The 20216-nt window shown below is 65.9% G+C and carries 19 protein-coding genes and 1 riboswitch; of the genes, 12 read left to right on the top strand and 7 right to left on the bottom strand.

Going from position 1 to position 20216, the window contains the following annotated elements; all coding sequences use genetic code 11:
- Window positions 1–209 precede the first annotated feature (209 nt).
- Complete coding sequence (locus E2I15_RS38775) at window positions 210–383, bottom strand: hypothetical protein (RefSeq protein WP_170991839.1); 174 nt, start codon at window positions 381–383, stop codon at window positions 210–212.
- 112 nt (window positions 384–495) lie between these two features.
- Window positions 496–2709: a TonB-dependent receptor gene (locus tag E2I15_RS18875; protein WP_246668477.1), complete on the bottom strand. Its 2214-nt coding sequence runs from the start codon at window positions 2707–2709 to the stop codon at window positions 496–498.
- Between the two features lie 163 nt (window positions 2710–2872).
- A riboswitch (cobalamin riboswitch) is annotated at window positions 2873–3070 on the bottom strand.
- Window positions 3071–3171: 101 nt separating this feature from the next.
- Here E2I15_RS18875 and E2I15_RS18870 point away from each other — a divergent pair.
- The 5 genes from E2I15_RS18870 (at window position 3172) to E2I15_RS18850 (ending at window position 7447) form a co-directional block, all read left to right on the top strand.
- On the top strand, window positions 3172–4215 hold the full coding sequence (locus E2I15_RS18870) for a FecCD family ABC transporter permease (protein WP_137484058.1): 1044 nt from the start codon (window positions 3172–3174) through the stop codon (window positions 4213–4215).
- A complete protein-coding gene (locus E2I15_RS18865; protein WP_137484059.1) occupies window positions 4212–4985 on the top strand; it encodes an ABC transporter ATP-binding protein in 774 nt (257 codons plus the stop codon). Before E2I15_RS18870 ends, E2I15_RS18865 begins: the two co-directional genes overlap by 4 nt.
- 206 nt (window positions 4986–5191) lie before the next feature.
- Window positions 5192–6007 (top strand): ABC transporter substrate-binding protein, encoded by an 816-nt coding sequence (locus E2I15_RS18860; RefSeq protein ID WP_137484060.1) that lies wholly within the window; start codon window positions 5192–5194, stop codon window positions 6005–6007.
- Window positions 6008–6110: 103 nt separating this feature from the next.
- Window positions 6111–6521 carry a helix-turn-helix domain-containing protein gene (locus tag E2I15_RS18855; protein ID WP_137484197.1) on the top strand — a complete coding sequence of 137 codons (411 nt, stop codon included), beginning with the start codon at window positions 6111–6113 and terminating at the stop codon, window positions 6519–6521.
- Window positions 6518–7447 carry an IS3 family transposase gene (locus E2I15_RS18850; protein WP_137484199.1) on the top strand — a complete coding sequence of 310 codons (930 nt, stop codon included), beginning with the start codon at window positions 6518–6520 and terminating at the stop codon, window positions 7445–7447. Before E2I15_RS18855 ends, E2I15_RS18850 begins: the two co-directional genes overlap by 4 nt.
- 131 nt (window positions 7448–7578) lie before the next feature.
- Here E2I15_RS18850 and E2I15_RS18845 read toward each other — a convergent pair whose 3' ends face one another.
- A complete protein-coding gene (locus tag E2I15_RS18845; protein ID WP_137483794.1) occupies window positions 7579–8361 on the bottom strand; it encodes an IclR family transcriptional regulator in 783 nt (260 codons plus the stop codon).
- Window positions 8362–8506: 145 nt separating this feature from the next.
- On the opposite strand from E2I15_RS18845, the gene leuC reads away from it, so the two are divergent.
- The 6 genes from leuC to E2I15_RS18815 are packed head-to-tail and all read left to right on the top strand — an operon-like array spanning window position 8507 to window position 14454.
- A complete protein-coding gene (gene leuC, locus E2I15_RS18840) occupies window positions 8507–9910 on the top strand; it encodes a 3-isopropylmalate dehydratase large subunit (protein WP_137483795.1) in 1404 nt (467 codons plus the stop codon).
- A gap of 3 nt (window positions 9911–9913) precedes the next feature.
- Entirely contained in the window at window positions 9914–10564 is a 651-nt protein-coding gene (leuD, locus tag E2I15_RS18835; protein WP_137483796.1) for a 3-isopropylmalate dehydratase small subunit, read from the top strand.
- A complete protein-coding gene (gene leuB, locus E2I15_RS18830; RefSeq protein ID WP_137483825.1) occupies window positions 10561–11694 on the top strand; it encodes a 3-isopropylmalate dehydrogenase in 1134 nt (377 codons plus the stop codon). The genes leuD and leuB overlap by 4 nt, the downstream gene beginning before the upstream one ends.
- Window positions 11694–12755 carry an ABC transporter substrate-binding protein gene (locus E2I15_RS18825; protein WP_137483797.1) on the top strand — a complete coding sequence of 354 codons (1062 nt, stop codon included), beginning with the start codon at window positions 11694–11696 and terminating at the stop codon, window positions 12753–12755. Before leuB ends, E2I15_RS18825 begins: the two co-directional genes overlap by 1 nt.
- Window positions 12752–13585, top strand: coding sequence for an ABC transporter ATP-binding protein (locus tag E2I15_RS18820; RefSeq protein WP_155262425.1), 834 nt, complete (start codon window positions 12752–12754; stop codon window positions 13583–13585). Before E2I15_RS18825 ends, E2I15_RS18820 begins: the two co-directional genes overlap by 4 nt.
- A complete protein-coding gene (locus tag E2I15_RS18815) occupies window positions 13582–14454 on the top strand; it encodes an ABC transporter permease (RefSeq protein WP_137483799.1) in 873 nt (290 codons plus the stop codon). The genes E2I15_RS18820 and E2I15_RS18815 overlap by 4 nt, the downstream gene beginning before the upstream one ends.
- A gap of 48 nt (window positions 14455–14502) precedes the next feature.
- Here the strand turns inward: E2I15_RS18815 and E2I15_RS38770 are convergent, their stop codons facing one another.
- Window positions 14503–14679 (bottom strand): hypothetical protein, encoded by a 177-nt coding sequence (locus E2I15_RS38770; RefSeq protein WP_162832403.1) that lies wholly within the window; start codon window positions 14677–14679, stop codon window positions 14503–14505.
- A 529-nt stretch (window positions 14680–15208) separates the two neighbouring features.
- Here E2I15_RS38770 and E2I15_RS18805 point away from each other — a divergent pair.
- Window positions 15209–16714, top strand: coding sequence for a CYTH and CHAD domain-containing protein (locus tag E2I15_RS18805; RefSeq protein WP_137483800.1), 1506 nt, complete (start codon window positions 15209–15211; stop codon window positions 16712–16714).
- A gap of 28 nt (window positions 16715–16742) precedes the next feature.
- Here the strand turns inward: E2I15_RS18805 and E2I15_RS18800 are convergent, their stop codons facing one another.
- The 3 genes from E2I15_RS18800 to E2I15_RS18790 all read right to left on the bottom strand — a co-directional run bounded on the left by E2I15_RS18800 (window position 16743) and on the right by E2I15_RS18790 (window position 20198).
- The gene (locus E2I15_RS18800) at window positions 16743–16916 is read right to left on the bottom strand and encodes a hypothetical protein (RefSeq protein WP_338134508.1); all 174 of its coding nucleotides are present in this window, start codon (window positions 16914–16916) and stop codon (window positions 16743–16745) included.
- Between the two features lie 93 nt (window positions 16917–17009).
- Window positions 17010–18551 (bottom strand): galactarate dehydratase, encoded by a 1542-nt coding sequence (garD, locus tag E2I15_RS18795; protein WP_137483802.1) that lies wholly within the window; start codon window positions 18549–18551, stop codon window positions 17010–17012.
- Window positions 18552–18749: 198 nt separating this feature from the next.
- A complete protein-coding gene (locus tag E2I15_RS18790) occupies window positions 18750–20198 on the bottom strand; it encodes an aldehyde dehydrogenase family protein (protein ID WP_137483803.1) in 1449 nt (482 codons plus the stop codon).
- Window positions 20199–20216: the final 18 nt, after the last annotated feature.

Genomic DNA, 20216 nt, shown 5'->3' with positions numbered 1-20216 from the left:
GGCACCGCCCCCCAAGCAAGGACCCGGCGTCCATACGGAGCCTAGCACGGCAACCAATCCGGAAGAGGGGCCAGCCCATGACTCCGCTGCGACCTAATGTCTGCTTGGCGACGATGAGCCGGGCTCGGTAGCTCGCAAGCTACGAGGCCGCCGCCCGCAACCCGGCGCGCAGCTGCGCCCGGGACATTTGGATGGACCTCTGCCGCGCCTCACAATGGCTCGTCATCATTGCCGTAACGGTCGAGCTTCGGCGTGGCGATGTCGCCATCCTCGTAATAGTCATCGTCCTGCAGCGCTGCGGGCGGCTGAGGCTTCTTCGACTTATCGTCGGTCTTGTCTTTGGTCTTGGCGCCGTCCTTGCTCGTCTTTCCGGCCTTGGCCATGGGTTTCCCCTGCACGGGTCAAATCAGCTGGCGGAATTCTACGCCAGTTTGCGGACGCTTGTAACGTGATGAGACGGTACGGCGGGGGCACACCCCGCCACACCGGATAGCTCTAAAACGTCGCACCGGCCTTTACCATGTAGGTGCGGCCGGGCAGCGGATAGGCCGAGAAGCGGCCCTCCGTGAACGTGCTCGCGATGGCGTAGTCGTAATAGAGCGCGTTGAACAGGTTGTTCACGCTCAGCGACCAGAAGAAGCGGTCATACTGCCCGCTCAGCTTGATATCGGCGGTGGCGTTGCCGGGAATCCGGCTCTGGGTGTTGGCCTGGTCGTTGTCCATGATGCGCGCGCTCCAGGCTCGCACCGTGGCATCGAACACCAGATAGTTCTGCCAGATATTCCAGGTGACGCCGAGATTGCCGGTATAGCGCGACACCAGCGGCACGTCGTTGCCGGCCCACATGCCTTCGCGGAAGACCGCGCGGGTGATCGCCATGCCGCCGCGCAGGGTCACGCCGTCGCTGATCCTCAGCGACGCGCTGGTCTCCGAGCCGTAGCGGCGGGTGGGATCGAGGTTGGTGTTGAAGAACAGCACCGGGTTGAAATGGATCTCGTTATCGAGATCCATCAGATAGACGCTGGTCTGGACCTGGAAGCGGTTGGTCCTGACGCGAAAGCCACCCTCGACATCCTGCGAGGTCTGGGTCTTGAGCTGGAAGGTCTGCGGGATCGGGGCAAAGGTCAGCGGATCGAATGACGGACCCGACGCGACGCGTTCGTCGACATCGGGCGTGCGGAATGCGCGGGCCGCGCGGCCGAACACCGAGAAGGTGTCGGTCAGGCGATGCTCGACGCCGACATGCAGCGCGTATTGCGTCTCGTTGCTGTCGAGCGGCGCCGCCTGCGCGTCGAACGCGAACGGCGCGTTCGGGTCGTAGCGATCGCGCGCCGAGACACTGATGTTCTGCACACGCGCGCCGTAGGAGAAGTCGGTCGTCGGCAGCACCCCGATCGTGTGCTGCCAGTAACCGGCCACGCTCTGCTGCTCGATATTGTAGATGTGGAATGGGTCGACGCCCTCATAGGCGCCGCGCGCCTCGCGGAAGGTCGAATCGTAATAGTCGATGCCGGTCAGGATCGTCGACGGCATCCCCAGCATCATATTCTTGACGCTCAGCCGCGGCGTGAGCGACCAGGTTTGCAGCGCGGCGTCATTGTAGGTCGACGCGGAGCTGATGGTCGGCACCGTGCCGAAGAAGCCGCTTTGCGTCTCGCGCTGCCGCCAGCCGCCGTCGACGATCAGGTCGACGCCGTTCATCAGTGTCTTGGTGAAGCCGGCGGTGACGCTGGCGGTCTGCTGGTTGGCATAGTCGAACGGCGTCGCGGCGCCGCGGCGATCGGTGAGCAGCTCGTTGACGCCGATCGACGGATCGACCAGCCGTCCGCCGGGCAGGCCGAGCTTCTGGTCGCTGCCGGTGACGGTGAGGAAGGCGGTGAGATCAGGCGTGGTGTAATTGATGTTGCCGACCGCGTTGCGCTGGTCGAGCGCATTGTTGACGCGGTAGCCGTCGGACTTGATGCCGTTGCCGTAGAACGAGGTGGACCACGGTCCGGAATTGAGCGCCGCGGAGACCGCGGCCATGCGGGTGTTGAACGAGCCAACTCCGGCCTCGGCCCGCATCGTCGTCGGCGGGCCCCCGACGCCGGTCTTGGTGATGATGTTGACGACGCCGCCCACCGCGTTGTCGCCGTAAAGCACCGCGCCGCTGTTGCCGCGCGTGATCTCGATCCGCTCGATGGAATCGAGCGGGATCGTGGTGAGGTCGAAGCCGGCCTTGTCGACGTCGTTGAGGCGGCGGCCGTTGAGCAGGAAAAGGGTGTTGTCGGTCGCGAATGCGCCGAAGCCGCGCAGGTCGACCGAGGTCTTGGCGCCATTCGGCCCGCCATAGGGCGTCTGCAGCTGCACGCCCGGCACCTGCGCGAGGATCTCGGGCAGCGACTGCACCGGCGAATGCGCGATGTCGTCGGCGGTGATCACGGCCGAGGAGGAGCCGACAATGCCGGCGAACTGGCGGCCGCCGCCGGTGCCACCCGTTCCGGTGGCCACGCCGGTCCCTGTCGTGCCCGATCCGCTGCCGCTGCCCGTATTGTTGCTCTGCGCGGTGCCCGGCGCCGGGCGGCGCGGCGCCGGAGCTTCGTCGGCGGCCGGCCTGGCGCGCGTGACGTTCTGGTCACCCGGCTTGGTGACTTCGATCGCCGGCAGCTGATCGGGAGCGGGCGCCTGCTGCGCCCGCGCGGTGGAGACAAGGATTGCCGGCGCGACCATCGTCGACGCGAGCAGAAGCGCGCGGTGCCGCCGATGGCTAGGGAAGGAGAGCATAAGCGAGGCCTCGGTAACGTCGGTGGCACGTCACCGCGAACCAGTCTCACCATCGTGCTTGCAGCATCAGGTGAAGCTCATGCCTGTACTCCCCGACCGGCATCCTCGCGTGTGACCACGGCTGACGGCAGGTCTCCTGGCTCGCGGGTCGTTACCCTTCGTCGCCTTCCCAGGACCGAGATTCCCAGTGGCCTGTGACGAAGGATTCACCGCATACAGTTGCGGGGGCAGCCGCGGCGTTGGGGGAGTTTCCCCGTACCGCATTCCCTTTTCATCTCATGAAAGAACCGTCATGTTCATCTAGGGTTCGGCCGGGCAGCAAAGTCAATCCGGCGGCAGTCGGGCGGCCACGGTTTTTGTCGAGTGTCGCTTGTCTGCCACGGCGATCGCTGTAAGAGCATGGATTCAATGAGCGTGCAGGATTTTGCCTTGGCGGCCGAGGTCGCGGCGCGACGCCGGTGGGGCGCCACCGCGGCGCTGCTTGCGCTCGTAATCCTGCTGTTGGTGATCTCGCTCGGCATCGGGCCGGTGCGGCTGTCGCCGCTCGTGGTGATCGAGGCGCTGTTCGGCGGCGGCAGCGATGTGGCGCAGGTGATCGTGCGCGAGATCCGCCTGCCGCGCACCATCCTGGCATTCGCGATCGGCGCTATTCTCGGGCTGTCCGGCGCGGCGCTGCAAGGGTTGCTGCGCAATCCGCTGGCCTCGCCGTCGCTGTTCGGCGCGCCGCAATCGGCGGCCTTCGGCGCGGTGCTGGTGATCGCGCTGGGCCTCGCCGATGTGCGCTCCTACGCGCTGCCGGTCGTGGCGATCATCGCCGCCTTCGGCTCGGTGTTCGCGCTGCTTGCGATCGCCGGCCGCAATGCCGGGCTCTTGATCCTGATCCTCGCGGGGCTCGCGATCTCGAGCTTTGCCGGGGCGGCAACCGCGCTGGTGATGAACCTCTCCAGCAATCCCTTCGTGGTGCTGGAGATCGCGTTCTGGCTGCTCGGCTCGCTGGAAGACCGCAGCTTCCAGCACGTGGTGCTGGCACTGCCTTTCATCGTCGCGGGCGCCGCCATCCTGCTCAGCCAGGCGAGCGCCTTCCGCGCGCTGACGCTCGGCGAGGAGGCGGCGCAGAGCCTCGGCGTCGATGTCGGACGGTTGCGGCTACTCGTCATCACGGGCGTGGCGCTCGGCGTCGGCGGCGCGGTCGCGGTGACAGGCACGATCGGCTTCATCGGCCTCGTCGCGCCGCATCTGATGCGTCCGCTGATCGGTCACGATCCGGCGCGGCTCTTGGTGCCGAGCGCGCTCACCGGTTCGGCGCTGCTACTCGCCGCCGATATCGCGGTGCGCGTCATCCCCTCGACATCGGACATCAAGGTCGGCGTGCTGACCTCGATCATCGGCGTGCCGTTCTTCCTCTATCTGATCATGCGCGAACGCCGCGCGCTCGGCGGAGGCGTGGCATGACGCTGCTCTCCGCCGCCGCTCTCAATGCCTCGCTCGGCAGCCGCAAGGTGCTGCACGATATCTCGCTGTCGCTGCCATCGGGCCACCTGGTCGCGCTGGTCGGGCCGAACGGCGCCGGCAAGACCACGCTGCTGCGCGCGCTGGCCGGGTTGATCCCGTCGGGCGGCGAGATCCGGATCGGCGGCGATGCGCTGGCCTTGCTGCCGCTACGCGAGCGTGCGAAACGTTTTGCCTATCTGCCGCAGGGCCACATGGTGCACTGGCCGCTGCCGGCGCGCGACATCGTCGCGCTCGGCCGCTATCCGCACGGTGCGACCGATCCGGCGCGGCTGCCGCCGACGGATATGGAGGCGGTGCTCCGCGCGATGCAGGCGGTCGACGTTACGGAATTCAGCGATCGCCGCGTCACCGAACTCTCCGGCGGCGAGCGCAGCCGCGTCGCGCTGGCCCGGGTGCTCGCGGTGGAGGCGCCGGTGATCCTCGCCGACGAGCCGACCGCCTCGCTCGATCCGCGCCACCAGATCGACGTGATGCAGAAGCTGCGCAACGTCGCCGACACCGGTGTGCTGGTGATCGTGGTGACGCATGACCTCGGGCTCGCCGCACGGTTCGCCAATCATGTGCTGGTGCTCGCGGACGGGCGGCTGGCCGCGCAAGGTGCGCCTGCTGAAGCATTGTCGGAGAGTGTCCTCGCCAGCGTGTTCCGGGTCAGCGCCTATCGTGCCGAATTTCAGCGCGAAGCCGTCATCGTGCCGTGGGCGGACGTGTGATGAGGCCGCGGGCTCACCACGAGCTCAGTTCACCTCTCCCGCTTGCGCGGGAGGTTGCTGCGCTCGAAGAGCGCAGCAGGTGCGGTCTCTCTCCACTCAAGGAGTGTTCATTGCGGCACGACCCCCACCCCAACCCTTCCCCGCAAGCGGAAGAGGGGGCGCTGTCTTCGCGCGGACGCTATCTTGCGTCATCCTGCCTTGCCCTGATGTTTTCACTTCTCGTGTGGCTCGCGTCAGCCGACACCGCGTCCGCCGCCGGACCGCGCATCGTCTCGATGAATGTCTGCAGCGACCAGCTCGTGCTGTCGCTGGCTGATCCGGACCAGATCATCGGCCTCAGCCGCTTCTCGCGCGATGCCTGGCAATCCTGGGCCGCGGAGAAGGCGCGAAACTTTCCGCGTCTGTCCGGCGAGGCCGAGGACGTGCTGCTGCTCAAGCCCGACCTCGTCGTGGTCAGCCTGTTCGACAAGCGCGCGACGCGCGACCTGTTGAAGGCCAACGGGCTGCGCCTCGTCGAATTCACGGTGCCGCGCACGCTGGACGAAGTGAAGGACCAGATCCGCGCGATGGGCGATGTGGTGCAGCATCCCGATCGCGCAGAAGCCGAGATCGCGCGCCTCGATGCGGCCACCGCCCGGGCGCGGGCGGCGGCAAGCGCGCATCATTACCGCGTGCTGCCGCTGGAGCGGCGCGGGTTTGTGCCTGGCGACGGCAGCCTGGTCAGCTCGCTGCTGGCGGCAGCCGGCCTCGCCAACGCCGCCGGCGAACTCGGCTTCAGTGCGGGCGGATTTGCCTCGCTGGAGGCGATCGTAAAACTGCGGCCGGATTTCATCCTGGTGTCGGAAGCCGGCGACCGCGCCGAGGATGACGGTCGCGCCTTCCTGCTGCATCCGGCGCTGGAGCGCTTCTATCCGCAAAGCAAGCGCATCGTGCTGCCCGAGCGGCTCACCGTGTGCGGCGGCGTGATGCTGGCGGATGCGCTGGACCGGCTGACGGAAGAGTTGCAGCGAGTGACATGGTGACCTTGTAGCCGGATGAAGCGAAGCGCAATCCGGGGGCACTTAATGGAGTGCCCCCCAAAAGTGAGACACGGGAAATTAGGGACAGTTCTCTAACGGAGAACGAATGCCCAACAAATCACCCCGTGTTTTCAGCCGAGAGTTCAAGCTTGAGGCGGTTCGCCGCATTCTGGCGGGCGAGCGGATAAGGGCGCTTTCAGACGAGCTGAAGGTGCTGCGCAAGGATCTCTACGCTTGGCGCGATCTGTTTCGTGCAGGCGGGGCGGCAGCGCTGCGGCCGCTGGGTCGCCCCCGCAAGGGCGAAGCGGTTGTTCCAGCAGCAGTGAGGAAGCGTGCGCGCGATATTGCGGCGGCCGACCCGGGCGCGCCGGAGCGGATTGCCGAACTCGAGCGCAAGATCGGCCAGCAGCAGATTGAACTGGATTTTTTTCGGCAAGCCTTGCGGCGGGTCAAGGAAGCACGCCGGCCGAGCAGCGGGCCTGGCGTGACGGGGTCTACGAGGTCATCCAGGCGATGACGATCCCCCCGCGGCAAGGCGAACTGACGATCGAACGGATGTGCGCCCTGGCTGGCGTCAGCCGGGCCGGTTACTACCGACATTGGGCGGCTTGCGCCCCACGTGCCGAGGAAACCGGCGTGCGGGACGCAATCCAGCGGCTGGCGCTTGCCTATAGGCATTACGGCTATCGCCGGATCGCCGCGCAGCTGCGCCGCGAAGGCTTTGTGGTCAACCGCAAGCGCGTGCTTCGCCTGATGAGAGAGGATAATCTGCTGTGCCTGCGGCAGCAGCCGTTCGTGCCTGTTACGACCGACTCGCGCCACCCGTGGCGGGTGGTACCGAACCTGGCCCGCGGTATGGTGCCGAGTGGCCTCGATCAGCTCTGGGTGGCGGACATCACCTACATCCGCCTGCAGGAGGAGTTCGCCTATCTCGCCATCGTGCTCGATGCCTTCAGCCGGCGTGTCGTCGGCTGGGCCTTGGAGACGCACCTAGAGGCGCGCCTGGCGATCGCGGCACTCTCCATGGCGCTGGCGGCGCGCCAACCGAGGCCCGGCAGCCTGATCCATCACTCCGACCGGGGTATCCAATACGCCTGTAGCGACTACACCGAATTGCTCCAGCAGCACGACGTCGCCCCGAGCATGAGCCGGGTCGGCAATCCCTACGACAACGCCAGAGCGGAGAGCTTCATGAAGACCCTCAAGCAAGAGGAGGTCAACGGCCAGACCTATCGCGATGCGCAGCAGGCGAGAAATGCGATCGGCGCCTTCATCGAACAGGTATACAATCGTCAGCGGCTGCACTCGGCTTTGGCTTACCGGCCGCCAGCCGAGTTCGAAACAAATCTACCGCATGGCGGGGCTGCTGCGCAGCAGCCCCGCCATGCGGCCCTAACCCATCAACCCGCCCCGCCGCCTCAGGCGCTCGGCACCTGTCCCTGATTATCGTGTCTCACATCAGGGGTGCAGTTCAGTCTCGCCGCTGCACAAGTCCCCGGATTGCGCTCCGCTTCATCCGGGCTACGGCTCCGTCATTCGCACGACACGCGCTACGCGTCCTGAGAGGTCTTTTCTCAAACGAATTTTGGCCCGGCTGCGTCTGTCAGCTCCTTCAGCCGGCTCTGCATCACTTCAATGATGTGCGCGCGCTTTGCCGCGATTCGTTCGATCGGGCCGCCGATGCCGATCGCGAGCGGAGCGCGTCGCTTCGGCAGGGGAACGAGCATGCCTATTGTGTTTGCGCCCGGCGTCGTGCGGCCGCCTGTCTCGGAAAAGCCGCGGCGGCGAATGCGCTCGACCTCTTCGAGAAAGGCGGATTCGCGAACGCGCGCCGACTGACTCGGCTCCTCGGCATTGTTGCGCCGGATAATGCCACGAATTTTGGTGTTCGGCATTTGGCTCAGTAGCACATGTCCGAGCGCTGTCCGCACCATCGGTCGTATTTGACCGGCTTGTGCCGTGTACTGAAGCTGAGAGCCGCCGGGGACAACGTGCAGATATTGCATCCCGGCGGCGCCGGCCTGTTGTCCGAGCATGACGGTTTCGCCGCCCGTCGCGGTCCAGAGTTCCTCCATCAGATCGGTGAGCTTGGTATCACGGAACGGGGAACGACGGATCCAGTCACCCAGCAGATTGACCCGGTAGCTCGGGATGAAAAGCCGGGTCTTTCGCTCGTATTCCAGGTAGTTCAATTCGACGAGACATCGAAGCAACACCGACGTGCTCGATTGGGGCATCTCCAACGCGGACGATATTTCGGTCACGGAAGCAGCCCGCTTTGTTTTCCGAAAGAACTCCAGAACTGCGAACGTCCGCATGGCCGATTTGACGATGGCCGTCTTGTTCGGATTCGGCATGGCTGGCTCCTCGGCGGGTCAAGTACCTCACCTCCATCACATATGTGATGTTAGGGCAAAACTGCTTCACTTGACGACAACTTTGGCCCAGATTGGCGTCAATAAGATCAAGCCGCATGGAAACGCACAGAGCAGGGGAAGGCGGATGCCCGGCCGAAGTTTGCTCGAGAAGATCTGGGACCAGCACGTCATTGCTCGCCTCAGCGAGGACACTGACCTCCTTCATATCGACCGCCATCTGCTGCACGATCTCGGCGGGTCGCGCGGTCTGCTCGATCTCAAGAGCCGGGGCCTCAAGGTCCACAATCCCGAACTGACCTTTGCAACGCCGGATCACGCGCTGTCGACGGCGCCCGGCCGCGCCGGAACCAGTAAGATCGGAATGGAATTGCTGGCGGCGCTGCGGGTCGAGACCTCGGCGAGCGGCATCACGCTGTTCGATGTCGATCAGCCCGGCCAGGGCATCGTCCACGTCATCGGTCCGGAACTCGGCTTGAGCCTGCCGGGCGCCACGATCGTCTGCGGCGACAGCCACACCTGCACCCATGGCGGCTTGGGGGCGCTCGCCTTCGGCATAGGGTCGAGCGAGCTCACCCATGTGCTGGCGACTCAGGCGCTGATCCAGCGCCGTCCGAAGACGATGCGCGCGCGCTTCGAGGGCAAGCTGCCGCTCGGCGTCACCGCCAAGGACATGATCCTGGCGCTGATCGGCCATATCGGCGCCGCCGGCGGCACCGGCTATGCGGTCGAATATGCCGGCAGTGCGATCCGCGCGCTGCCGATCGAGGGCCGGCTCACGATCTGCAACCTCTCGATCGAGCTCGGCGCCAAGATGGGCATGGTGGCGCCGGACGAGAAGACGTTCGAATTCCTGCGCGGCCGTCCCTATGCGCCGCAAGGCGCGATGTGGGATCTCGCGGTGAAAGCGTGGCGCGAACTGCCGAGCGATCCCGACGCGGTGTTCGATCGCGAGGTCGTGATCGACGTCAAGAAGATCATTCCGCAAGTGACCTGGGGCATCAGTCCCGAGCACGTCGTCGGCGTCGACGGTGTCATTCCCGATCCGAAGGCGGTCGACGATCCGTTGCGGCGCGCCGCGATCGAGACCGCGCTGGAGTATATGGGCCTGCAGGGCGGCGCGCCGATCGCGGGCACGCCGGTCGATTGGGTGTTCATCGGCTCCTGCACCAACAGCCGGCTCAGCGACCTGCGCGCCGCGGCCGAGATCGCGCGCGGCCGCAAGGTCGCGGCCGGGGTCCGCGCCTGGGTGGTGCCGGGCTCGGAGAACGTCAAGCGCGAGGCGGTCGCCGAAGGGCTCGACAAGATCTTCATCGACGCCGGTTTCGAGTGGCGCGAGCCGGGCTGCTCGATGTGCCTTGCCGCCAATGGCGAGGTGGTGGCGCCCGGGCAGCGCTCGGTCTCGACCTCGAACCGCAATTTCGTCGGCCGGCAAGGGCCGCGCGCGCGGACGCATCTGGCGAGCCCCGCGAGTGCCGCGGCATCCGCCATTGCCGGCGCGATCGCCGATGTCAGGATGATGGGACGCTAGAGCATGCCAAAACCGTTCGACAAGCTCACCGCAACCGCCGCGCCGATCATGCGCGGCAATATCGATACCGACGTCATCATCCGCATCGAGCGCCTGGTCGGCAACTCGATCCGCGGCACGCTCGGCAAATGGGCGTTCGGCTCGCTGCGCTACCTGCCCGACGGCTCGGAGAATCCGGAGTTCATCCTGAACCGCGAGCCGTATCGCGAGGCGGAGATTTTGGTGACCGGGCCGAATTTCGGCTGCGGCTCCTCGCGCGAGGGCGCGGTGTGGTCGCTGCAGGAGCGCGGCATCCGCGCCATCATCGGCTCCGGCTTCGGCGACATCTTCTTCGCCAACTGCTTCCAGAACGGAATCCTGCCCGTCATCGTCGACAAGGCGGTGGTCGATCAGCTGGCCGCCGACATCGAGGCGACGCAGGGCGCGGGCAAGGTTTCCATCGACCTCGAGGCCCAGACCATCGTCTCGCCGTCGGGCGCGCGGCATTCGTTCGAGATCGACCCCCGGCGGCGCGAGGGGCTGCTGAAGGGGCTCGACGAGGTGGCGTTGACGCTGCAACGCGACGACGAGATCCACGCATTCCAGGCCTCCGACTGCGCGGCGCGGCCATGGATTCATTCGACAACGACACCCGCTTCAAGGACACCGGCATGAGCACGCAATCCAACATGGTCAAGGTCGCCGTCGTCGGCGGTGAGGGCATCGGCCCCGAGGTCACCGCGCAGTCGCGCCGCGTGCTCGACTGGTTCGCGGCGAAGCGCGGCGTTCCGATGACGCTGCGCGAGGCGCAGTACGGCCTGATCCCGTATCTTGCGACCGGCAAGGTGCTGCCCGAGGACACCGCCGAGGCGATGGACGAGGCCGACGCGATCCTGTGGGGTGCGACTGGCGGACCGGAGACCACCGAGGTGCCGGCCGCCGCACGCAAGGCCGGCAGCTTGCTGGGCCTGCGCAGCAAATACGATCTCTACGCCAATCTGCGGCCGATCGTAGCGAGCCCGGCACTGTCGGCCTCGGCGCCGCTCAAGGCCGAGGTGCTCGACGGCGTCGATTTCGTCATCATCCGCGAACTGACCAGCGGTATCTATTTCGGCGAGCCGCGCGGCATCGAGACACTGCCCGACGGCCAGCGCCGCGGCTTCAACACCGAGCAATACACCACGAACCAGATCCGCCGCGTGGCGCGCTCGGCCTTCGAGCTGGCGCGGACCCGGCGCAACAAGGTCTGCTCGGTCGACAAGGCCAATGTACTGGAGACCAGCGTGGTCTGGCGCGAAGAGGTGATCAAGCTGCACAAGGAGGAATTCTCCGACGTGGAGCTGACCCATCTCTATGTCGATAACGCCGCGATGCAGATCGTGCGCGAGCCGCGGCAGTTCGACGTCATGGTGACCGGCAACATCTTCGGCGACATCCTGTCGGACTGCGCGGCGATGGCTTCGGGCTCGCTCGGCATGCTGCCGTCGGCATCGCTCGGCCCGGTCGATCGCTTCGGCCGGCGCAAGGCGCTCTATGAGCCGGTGCATGGCAGCGCGCCCGACATCGCGGGCAAGGGCATCGCCAATCCGCTCGGCTCGATCCTCAGCGTCGCGATGCTGCTGCGCCTGACGCTGAATCGGCCTGAGGACGCCGACCTGCTGGAGAAGGCGGTGCAGACCGCGCTTGCCTCTGGCGCGCGCACGGCCGATATCGCCGAGGCCGGGGCAAAAAAGCTGTCGACTGTCCAGATGGGCGATGCGGTGCTCGGCGCGCTCGACAAGATCTCGGCCACGGAGCACGCGTGATGGCGCGCCTCACCATGCCCCACATTTCGCGGCGATCGGCGCTGACGGTGATCGCCGCCGGTGGCGCGGCGCTGGCGACCGGGCGTGCGTTGGCGCAGGCGGCCACGGGTCGCGCAATCTATCCGGTCGCGGTGCCGGTCTATCAAACGCAATTTGTTGCCGACCGTATCGGCTACTTCAAGGAGGCCGGGCTCGACTGCAAGCTGGTGCAAGGTGGCAGCGGTGTGAAGACCCGCGAAATCATCGCCTCGTCGCAGGGCGATATCGGCATCGGCGACGTCACCCATCCGATGCAGCTGACCAATCACGGCCGCGCCGCGCGCGTGCTGTTGCCGGTCGACACGCGATCGAACTCGGTGATGTTCATCCTGCGCAAGGATCTGAAGGACCAGGGCATCAACTCGCTGGAGGCTTTCACGCAATGGAAGCGGCCCGACGGCCGCAAGCCGATCGTCTCGGTCTCCTCGCTCGGCGGCACCAACCATGTCTGGTCGTCCTACTACATGGAAACCATGGGACTCGACGACAAGGTGACCTGGATCGGCACCGGCAATGTCGACACCATGCTGGGATCGCTGAAGTCGAAGCAGGTCGATATCCTCGTCAGTTCGCTGTCGCTGTTGAACGAGGCGCAGCAGCAGGGCTGGGGCGAATTGCTGTTCGACGGCACCGACGAGGCGATCTGGAACAAGCATATCGGCGGCAAGGTGCCGGTGACCGCGCATTTCACGCTGCAGGCCACCATCGACAAGGACCCGGCCAAGATGCAGGCCTACGTCACCGCGCTGTGGCGCGCGTCGCAGTGGATCAAGACCCACAAGCCGACCGAGGTCTACGACGCCATCGAGCCCTATGTCGGCAGCACCTCGCGCGAGGCCAATCTGCTGGAGATCACGTCGATCCAGAAGGTCGCGGACTATGAGGGCACGATCGATACCGCAAGCTTCGCGCGCGGCGAGAAAGTCTGGTTCCGCGAGATGACCGGCATCAAGCCGCTCAAGATCGCCGACGTGGTCAACTCCAACCTGATCGAAGCGGCGCGAAAGGCCTATCCGGGTTGAGCGCGCTCGAGACAAGCGCAACCGTGTCGCCGCGCGCCCCGGCCGATCGCCGCGTCGAGGTCAAGGGCCTGAGCAAGTCGTTCCAGCTTGCCAAAACCACAATCGAGGCGGTGCGTGACGTGACCTTCGACGTGCGCCGCGGCGAATTCGTCGCGCTGCTCGGGCCGTCGGGCTCCGGCAAGAGCACGGTGCTCAACATGATTGCCTCGCTGATCCGCCCCACCGGCGGCGAGATCCTGATCGACGGCAAGCGCGTCGTCGCCGGCAAGGCGACGCCCGATGTCGGCTATGTCTTCCAGCGCGACACGCTGTTTCCATGGCGGACCGTCGGCGACAATATCGGCTACGGGCTGGAGCTGTCAGGCGTGCCGGCTCACGAACGGAAGGAGCGCATCGCCGAATGCGTCGCGCAAGCGGGCCTGAAGGGATTCGAGAACGCCTATCCGTCGGCGCTGTCGGGCGGCATGCGCCAGCGCGCGGCGTTGATGCGCACTTTGATCGTCGAGCCGCAGATCCTCCTGATGGACGAGCCGTTCGGTGCGCTCGACACCCACACCAAGATCGACATGCACGAGGTGCTGCTTCGGATCTGGGAGCGCGAGCAGCAAACCGTGCTGTTCGTGACCCATGATCTCGGCGAGGCGTTGACATTGGCCGACCGCATCATCCTGTTCTCGGCGCGGCCGGGCCGCATCAAGGACATGTTCGAGGTCGACTTCGCCCGCCCGCGCGATGCGGTGAAGGTGCGCGAGACCCCGCATTATGCCGAGCTGTTCCAGCACATCTGGCATTCGCTGGGCGAGGAATTCGTCAAGGGCCGCAGCGCATGAAGAGGTACGGCACGCTCGGCACGGTCGGCTGGCAGGTCCTGATCTGCGCCGTGGTGCTGTCGGTCTGGCAATGGGGCTACGACCTCCGCACCAGACTGCCCTGGCTGGTGCCCGACCTGCTCGATCCCTACTTCATCTCGAAGCCGTCGATGATCTTCGACAACTTCCTGATCCAGAGCTGTCTGATCTCGAAGCTCGGCGTCTTCAACAGCTGGTTCAACGGCGACTTCGGAAAGTGTCTGGCGCGCAACGAGAACAACCTCTGGGCCGCGACCGCCATCACCCTGAAGAATACCTTCTTCGGCTTCGTCACCGGCGTGGTCAGCGGCTTCGTCGCCGGGCTGATCCTGGGACGATCCGACCGGCTGAGCGCGATCTTTCAGCCCTTCATCACCGCGGTGAACTCGATCCCGCGGATCGCGCTGGCGCCGATCATCGTGCTGGCATTCGGGATCGGCGACATGTCGAAGATCGTGACGTCCTGGATCGTCGTCGTATTCCTGGTGTTCTTCAACACCTTCGAGGGCGCGCGCTCGATCGACGAGGGCTTCACCAATGCCGCGCGGCTGCTCGGCGCCAGCGAATGGCAGATCACGCGGACGGTGGTGATCCCCTCGACGATGGCCTGGGTGTTCGCCTCGCTGACGCCTGCGATCTCCTTCGCACTGATCGGCGTGATCGTCGGCGAGTTCATCGGCGCCGAGCGCGGCATCGGCCGCCTCATCATCGAATCGGAGGCGCGCGGCGAGGCCTCGGGCATGATGGTTGCTGTCGTGGTGCTGATGCTGGTCGGTGTGGTGCTGTCGGCGATTATCTGGCGGTTGCAGGCCTATCTGTTGCGCTGGCAGCGGCAGCGCAGCACCGAGTAGGCCGCGGGCCGTGGCGACGTCGTATTTGTCGCCACGGCCGGGCTGGATCTAGGCTGCATTTTCCGCTGGCGAAGTCTCACCGTCGAGCCAATCCTGTTCCTTTGCCAGCGCGCGCCAGGCCGCTTCCATTCGCTTGAAGCGCTTGTGGGTCGGCTCGTCGTCGGCACGCTCGGCAAGCTGCGCGCAGTTCTCCGCATTGTCGAGGAAGTGCTGTGACTGTTTCATGGAACGTCCTCCTGTTAGTTAAGGACGTGGGACATCAATTCAGGCTATTCAACGCGTGGAACATGGGGATTTCGCCACACAGATGAATGCCTGTTCAGCGAGTTCCCCGCGCGATGTTTTGCACAGGCGCGTGAGCAACTGCAGCACGGTCGGTACAGGAACGGTAGGTCGCACGCGACGTTGGCGTGAGGACGTATCTGTTGGCTGCGGCCATGGTGACCGCGATCGCATCGTCTGTGTTCGCCGATGATGTCGGTGTCCGCGTTGGCCCCGTCGCGCGGGCGTAACGGTTGGTCGGACGCCTGAGTATCGCGATCGTGATCGCACCACCGTGATCAGGGAGCGTGAGCCGCGCCGTGACCGGACCACGGTCATCAAGAAGCAGGACGAGTTCGGCAATCGCAGCACGACCGTGATCCACAACGACGACGATTGGCGCCAACTCAGACGATCTTGTGTTAGCATGAACGTCCGCCGCTGACCTCGTCACGGCGGACGTTTGCTTGGTGCCCCAGGCCACGGAGCGACGATGGCGGCTGAGACGGAGCTCAAATTCCGCGTTCCCGCGCGCAAGCTCAAGGGACTGACGAAACCGCGGATCGCCGGCAGCAAAAGCGGCGCACCATCCGTGAGCGATCTCGTCTCGACCTATTTCGACACGGCGAAGCACAAGCTCAGGCGGCACGGACTGACGCTGCGTGTGCGGCGGGATGGCGCCAACTATGTTCAGACCATCAAGTCCGGGGCGGGCCCACAGTTTGAACGGGGCGAATGGGAGACCGACGTTGCGGATGGACACCTCGACCTCGACAAGGCCGAAGGTACACCGCTCGAAAAGCTCGCGTCTGACAGGCTGCGTCACAAGCTGAAGCCGGTGTTCGCGACGTCAGTCCGGCGCATTACCGTGCCGCTGCGGACGAAACGCAGCGAGATCGAGCTGGCGATCGATCGCGGCTACACCACGGCCGGGCACCGTTCGCGCCGAATCGACGAGGTCGAACTCGAACTCAAGAGCGGCCGCCCGCTCGACCTGTTCCGGGTCGCCAGGGCGCTGGAGCAGAAGGCGGCGGCAGAGCTCGATCTACGCTCGAAAGCCGAACATGGCTATGAGCTCGCGGGTGGTGGCGAGCAAGTCGTGGTCTCCGCCGCGAGCATCGTGATCGACGCCGGGCTTACCGCCGGCGCGGCGTTCCGGGTGATCGCGCGCGCCGCGCTTCGTCACTTCTCGTCGAATGCCGACGCTGTCCGCGAGGGCGAGGCGGAAGGCATTCACCAGATGCGGGTTGGGTTGCGGCGGCTGCGCGCCGCGATCTCGCTGTTCTCGAAGATTCTCACCGTAGCCCCGACGGAAGACATCAAGACGCAACTGAAGTGGCTCAGCAACGCGCTCGCGCCGGCGCGCGAGCTTGATGTGTTCGTCAAGGAAGATATCGAGCCTGCATCGCATGACGCGCTGCTGCAGCGAGGCGGCAAAGCGATCCGGCAGGAATTCTCCGACCGCCGCGACCGTGCATTCGCCGGCGCGCGGCAGGCGGTCAATTCGCGGCGCTATCGGTCGATGCTGATCGACACGTTGCAATGGGTCGAGGCAAGGCAGACCATTGCCGCGGAGGACGAAGGCGGTCCGATCGAGGAATTCGCCGCCGCGCTGCTGCATCGCCGCATCAGGAAGCTGCGCAGGGATGGCCGGCGTCTCGACGAACTGTCGGCCCGGGAGCGGCACAAGGTGCGCATTAGGGCCAAGAAGCTCAGATACGCGATCGACTTCTTCGAAAGCCTGTTTCCGCGCAAGGGTGAGCGCAAGCAGCTCGCGCGGCTGTCCAGGCACCTGAAGCGGGTCCAGGATGCGCTCGGCTCGCTCAACGATTTTGTCGCGCACCGCAAGCTGGCGGTCGATGCGGCGCTGAAGGCCCCGCATCGGAAGGAGCGCGCCAGCGCCTTTGCCTCGGGCGTTGTGCTTGGCCGCGAGGAACAGGCGGTCAAGCCGCTGATCAAGGTCGCCGCCAAGGAAGTGCGAGGACTCGAAAAATTTTGACAAGCGTCTGGTGGCGAACTCCGGGCATCTATGCCGCTGGTGATGCCCCCGATTGCCTCTCTCGCTCGGCGGCTGCGATCTGGCTGCGACATTCCTCCGCGTAGGCACGCAGGCGCTCGACCGTCAACAAGTCCATGCCGGTGCGTGCCAGCCGCTCGGCGCGGTCGGCCTGATCTCTGAGATCATCGGTTGTCCGGGTCATGTGTGCCTCCATGCCCAGACAATTTGAATCGAATTGCGACGTTCCCCGGCGAGTCAGGACGTGGCTAACGGGTGGTTAAGGAGCCGCGGATGCTCAGGTCACCGGCGCCGGGTTGAACAGCGTCAGATCGTTGTGGATGCCCCAGCGGTCCGACCACGGCTTGGTGCGCCCGCTCGCGACGTCGAGGATCAAGCGGAACAGGTCCCAGCCGGTTTCCTCGATGGTCCTCTCGCCGGTGGCGATGCAGCCGGCGTCGAAATCGATCAGGTCCTTCCAGCGCCGCGCCAGCTCGCTGCGGGTCGCGACCTTGATGACCGGCGCGGCGGCTAGGCCATAGGGCGTGCCGCGGCCGGTGGTGAACACCTGCAAGGTCATGCCGGAGGCGAGCTGCAGCGTGCCGCAGATGAAGTCGCTGGCGGGCGTCGCCGCAAACAGCATGCCCTTCTGCCGCGCCTTCTCGCCCGGCGACAGCACGCCCGCGATCGGGCCGGAGCCGGACTTGACGATCGAGCCCAGCGACTTCTCGACGATGTTGGCAAGGCCGCCCTTCTTGTTGCCCGGCGTGGTGTTGGCGCTGCGGTCGGCGCCGCCGCGGGCGAGATAGGCGTCATACCATTCCATCTCGCGGATCAGCGCGCGGCCGACATCCTCGTTGATGGCGCGGCGGGTCAGCAGCTGGATCGCGTCGCGCACTTCGGTGACTTCCGAGAACATCACGGTCGCACCGGCGCGCACCAAAAGATCGGCGGCAAAGCCCACCGCGGGGTTCGCGGTCACGCCGGAGAACGCGTCGCTGCCGCCGCATTGCAGGCCGATCACGAGGTCAGCGGCCGGGCAGGTCTCGCGCTTGCGGGCGTTGAGCACCTTCAGCCGGGCTTCGGCCTGGGTCATGATGGCATCGACGATGGCGCCGAAGCCGTCGAAAGCCTCGTCCTGCATCCGCACGATGGCATCGCCGACGCCCTCGGGCACCAGCCGTTCCGGCGCGAGCTTCTCGCAGCCGAGGCCGACGACGAGGATCTCGCCGCCGAAATTCGGGTTGAGCGCGAGATTTTGCAGGGTGCGGATCGGCACCACGGCGTCGGGCGCCGTGATCGCGACGCCGCAGCCATAGGCGTGGGTCAGCGGCACGACGTCGTCGACATTGGGATATTTCGGCAAGAGCTCGGCGCGGATGCGCTTGACCGCATATTCCATCGTGCCCTTGACGCATTGCACGGAGGAGGAGATGCCGAGGATGTTCTTGGTGCCGACCGAGCCGTCGGGATTGCGATAGCCCTCGAAGGTGAAGCCTTCGAGCGGCGGCAGCGCCGGCGGCACGGCGGTCGCGATCTCGAGCTGATCGAGCGGCGGCGCGTCGGGCATGCGGATGCGTGCCTCGTCGACCCACTCGCCGGCCAGGATCGGCGACAGCGCCGTGCCGATCACCTCGCCATAGCGGATAATGGGTGCACCCTCGGCGATGTCTTCCAGCGCGGTCTTGTGGCCCTGCGGCACGAAGGCGCGCAGCGTCAGGCCCGAAGCGAAGCGCGAGCCGGCGGGCAGGCCGAAATCATTCACGACGATCGCGACGTTGTCGCGCTCGTTGAGCTTGATATAGCGGGGCTGCTCCTGCGCGCCGATCGACTGGTCCATGAGGCTTCTCCTGACTTTGCGTTACCTCTCCCGCTTGCGGGGGGCGGCACGCGACGAGCGACGCGAAGCGTCGTCCGGAGCGTGACGGGTGGGGGCTCTCTCCACCGAATGACTCGTGGAGAGAGCCCACCCCGACCCTCCCCCGCAAGCGGGAGAGGGGGCGCAGCGCTTGCGCGGCTGCAACTCGTTTCAACGCTCTCAACCCGGGAAGGTGTAAGCCGTCTTCACCGTGGTGTAGAACTCGCGGGCATAGGCGCCCTGTTCGCGTGCGCCGTAGCTCGAGCCTTTGCGGCCGCCGAACGGGACGTGGTAGTCGACGCCGGCGGTCGGCAGGTTGACCATCACCATGCCGGCCTCGCTGTTGCGCTTGTAGTGCGAGGCGTATTTCAGACTGGTGGTGCAGATGCCCGAGGCGAGGCCGAACTCGGTGTCGTTGGAGATCGCCAGCGCCTCTTCATAATCCTTGGCGCGGATCACGCAGGCGACCGGGCCAAAGATCTCCTCGCGCGCGATGCGCATCTGGTTGGTCGTCTCGGTGAACAGCGCCGGCTGCAGATAGAAGCCCGGCGTCTCGCGGTTGAGCAACTCGCCGCCCCAGTGCAGGCGGGCGCCTTCGTCCTGGCCGATCTTGATGTAGCGCAGGTCCTGGTCGAGCTGGCTCTGGTCGACGACCGGGCCGACATGCACCCCGCTCTTCAGCGCGTCATCCACCGAAAGCCCCTTCATGCGCTCGGTCATCGCGGCGACGAAGCGGTCGTGAATTCCCGCGGTGACGATCAGGCGCGAGGACGCCGTGCAGCGCTGGCCGGTCGAGAAATAGGCGCCGTTGACCGCGACCTCGACCGCGACCTTCACGTCGGCGTCGTCGAGCACGACTAGCGGGTTCTTGCCGCCCATCTCGAGCTGGAACTTCTTCATGGGGTCGGAGAGCACGCAGGCCTGCGCGATCTTGCGGCCGGTCTGAACCGAGCCGGTGAAGGAGATCGCGGCGACGTCGGGATGATCGAGCAGGGTCTGGCCGACCACCGACCCCGAGCCGACCACGAGGTTGAACACGCCGGAGGGAATGCCGGAACGCGCGATGATCTCGGACAGCGCGTGCGCCGAGCCCGGCACCAGCTCGGCCGGCTTGAACACGACGGCGTTGCCGTAGCAGAGCGCCGGCGCGATCTTCCAGGCCGGGATCGCAATCGGGAAGTTCCACGGCGTGATCATACCGACGACGCCGACCGGCTCGCGAGTGATCTCGACGTCGAGGCCGGGGCGCACCGATGCGCCTTTCTCGCCCATCAGCCGCAGCGCTTCGCCGGCGAAGAACGCAAAGATCTGCCCGGCGCGCGCCACCTCGCCGATACCCTCGGGGAGCGTCTTGCCCTCCTCGCGGGCGAGCAGGCGGCCAAGCTCTTCCTTGCGGGCGAGGATTTCGACGGAAATCTTGGTCAGCGCGTCGAAGCGCTCCTGCGGCGTCGAGCGCGCCCAGGCCGGGAATGCGGTCTTCGCCGCGGCGATCGCCTTTTCGGTCTGCGCCTTGTCGGCTTTGGCGTATTCGCCGACCACATCCTTGGTGTTGGAGGGGTTGATGTCCCGCGTGATGCCTGTTCCGTCGACCCATTCGCCGGCGATGAAGTTCTTCTGGTGAGCGGTCATGTTTCCAACCTTTCTTTT

The sequence above is a fragment of the Bradyrhizobium sp. BR2003 genome (assembly GCF_009720285.1).
Lineage (GTDB): Bacteria > Pseudomonadota > Alphaproteobacteria > Rhizobiales > Xanthobacteraceae > Bradyrhizobium > Bradyrhizobium elkanii.
The sequence above is the reverse complement of the archived record's forward strand: the minus strand, read 5'-3'. Positions and strand labels throughout refer to the sequence as shown.

Excerpts from the sequence above, each read along its gene's own strand:
- E2I15_RS18825 (WP_137483797.1), top strand. The coding sequence starts at position 11,694 with ATGGCGCGCCTCACCATGCCCCACATTTCGCGGCGATCGGCGCTGACG.
- E2I15_RS18805 (WP_137483800.1), top strand. The coding sequence starts at position 15,209 with ATGGCGGCTGAGACGGAGCTCAAATTCCGCGTTCCCGCGCGCAAGCTC.
- leuC (WP_137483795.1), top strand. The coding sequence starts at position 8,507 with ATGCCCGGCCGAAGTTTGCTCGAGAAGATCTGGGACCAGCACGTCATT.
- E2I15_RS18845 (WP_137483794.1), bottom strand. The coding sequence starts at position 8,361 with ATGCCGAATCCGAACAAGACGGCCATCGTCAAATCGGCCATGCGGACG.
- E2I15_RS18865 (WP_137484059.1), top strand. The coding sequence starts at position 4,212 with ATGACGCTGCTCTCCGCCGCCGCTCTCAATGCCTCGCTCGGCAGCCGC.
- garD (WP_137483802.1), bottom strand. The coding sequence starts at position 18,551 with ATGGACCAGTCGATCGGCGCGCAGGAGCAGCCCCGCTATATCAAGCTC.
- E2I15_RS38775 (WP_170991839.1), bottom strand. The coding sequence starts at position 383 with ATGGCCAAGGCCGGAAAGACGAGCAAGGACGGCGCCAAGACCAAAGAC.
- E2I15_RS18855 (WP_137484197.1), top strand. The coding sequence starts at position 6,111 with ATGCCCAACAAATCACCCCGTGTTTTCAGCCGAGAGTTCAAGCTTGAG.
- leuD (WP_137483796.1), top strand. The coding sequence starts at position 9,914 with ATGCCAAAACCGTTCGACAAGCTCACCGCAACCGCCGCGCCGATCATG.
- E2I15_RS18800 (WP_338134508.1), bottom strand. The coding sequence starts at position 16,916 with ATGACCCGGACAACCGATGATCTCAGAGATCAGGCCGACCGCGCCGAG.
- E2I15_RS18815 (WP_137483799.1), top strand. The coding sequence starts at position 13,582 with ATGAAGAGGTACGGCACGCTCGGCACGGTCGGCTGGCAGGTCCTGATC.
- E2I15_RS18870 (WP_137484058.1), top strand. The coding sequence starts at position 3,172 with ATGAGCGTGCAGGATTTTGCCTTGGCGGCCGAGGTCGCGGCGCGACGC.
- E2I15_RS18850 (WP_137484199.1), top strand. The coding sequence starts at position 6,518 with ATGACGATCCCCCCGCGGCAAGGCGAACTGACGATCGAACGGATGTGC.
- E2I15_RS38770 (WP_162832403.1), bottom strand. The coding sequence starts at position 14,679 with ATGAAACAGTCACAGCACTTCCTCGACAATGCGGAGAACTGCGCGCAG.
- leuB (WP_137483825.1), top strand. The coding sequence starts at position 10,561 with ATGAGCACGCAATCCAACATGGTCAAGGTCGCCGTCGTCGGCGGTGAG.
- E2I15_RS18860 (WP_137484060.1), top strand. The coding sequence starts at position 5,192 with ATGTTTTCACTTCTCGTGTGGCTCGCGTCAGCCGACACCGCGTCCGCC.
- E2I15_RS18875 (WP_246668477.1), bottom strand. The coding sequence starts at position 2,709 with ATGGTCGCGCCGGCAATCCTTGTCTCCACCGCGCGGGCGCAGCAGGCG.
- E2I15_RS18790 (WP_137483803.1), bottom strand. The coding sequence starts at position 20,198 with ATGACCGCTCACCAGAAGAACTTCATCGCCGGCGAATGGGTCGACGGA.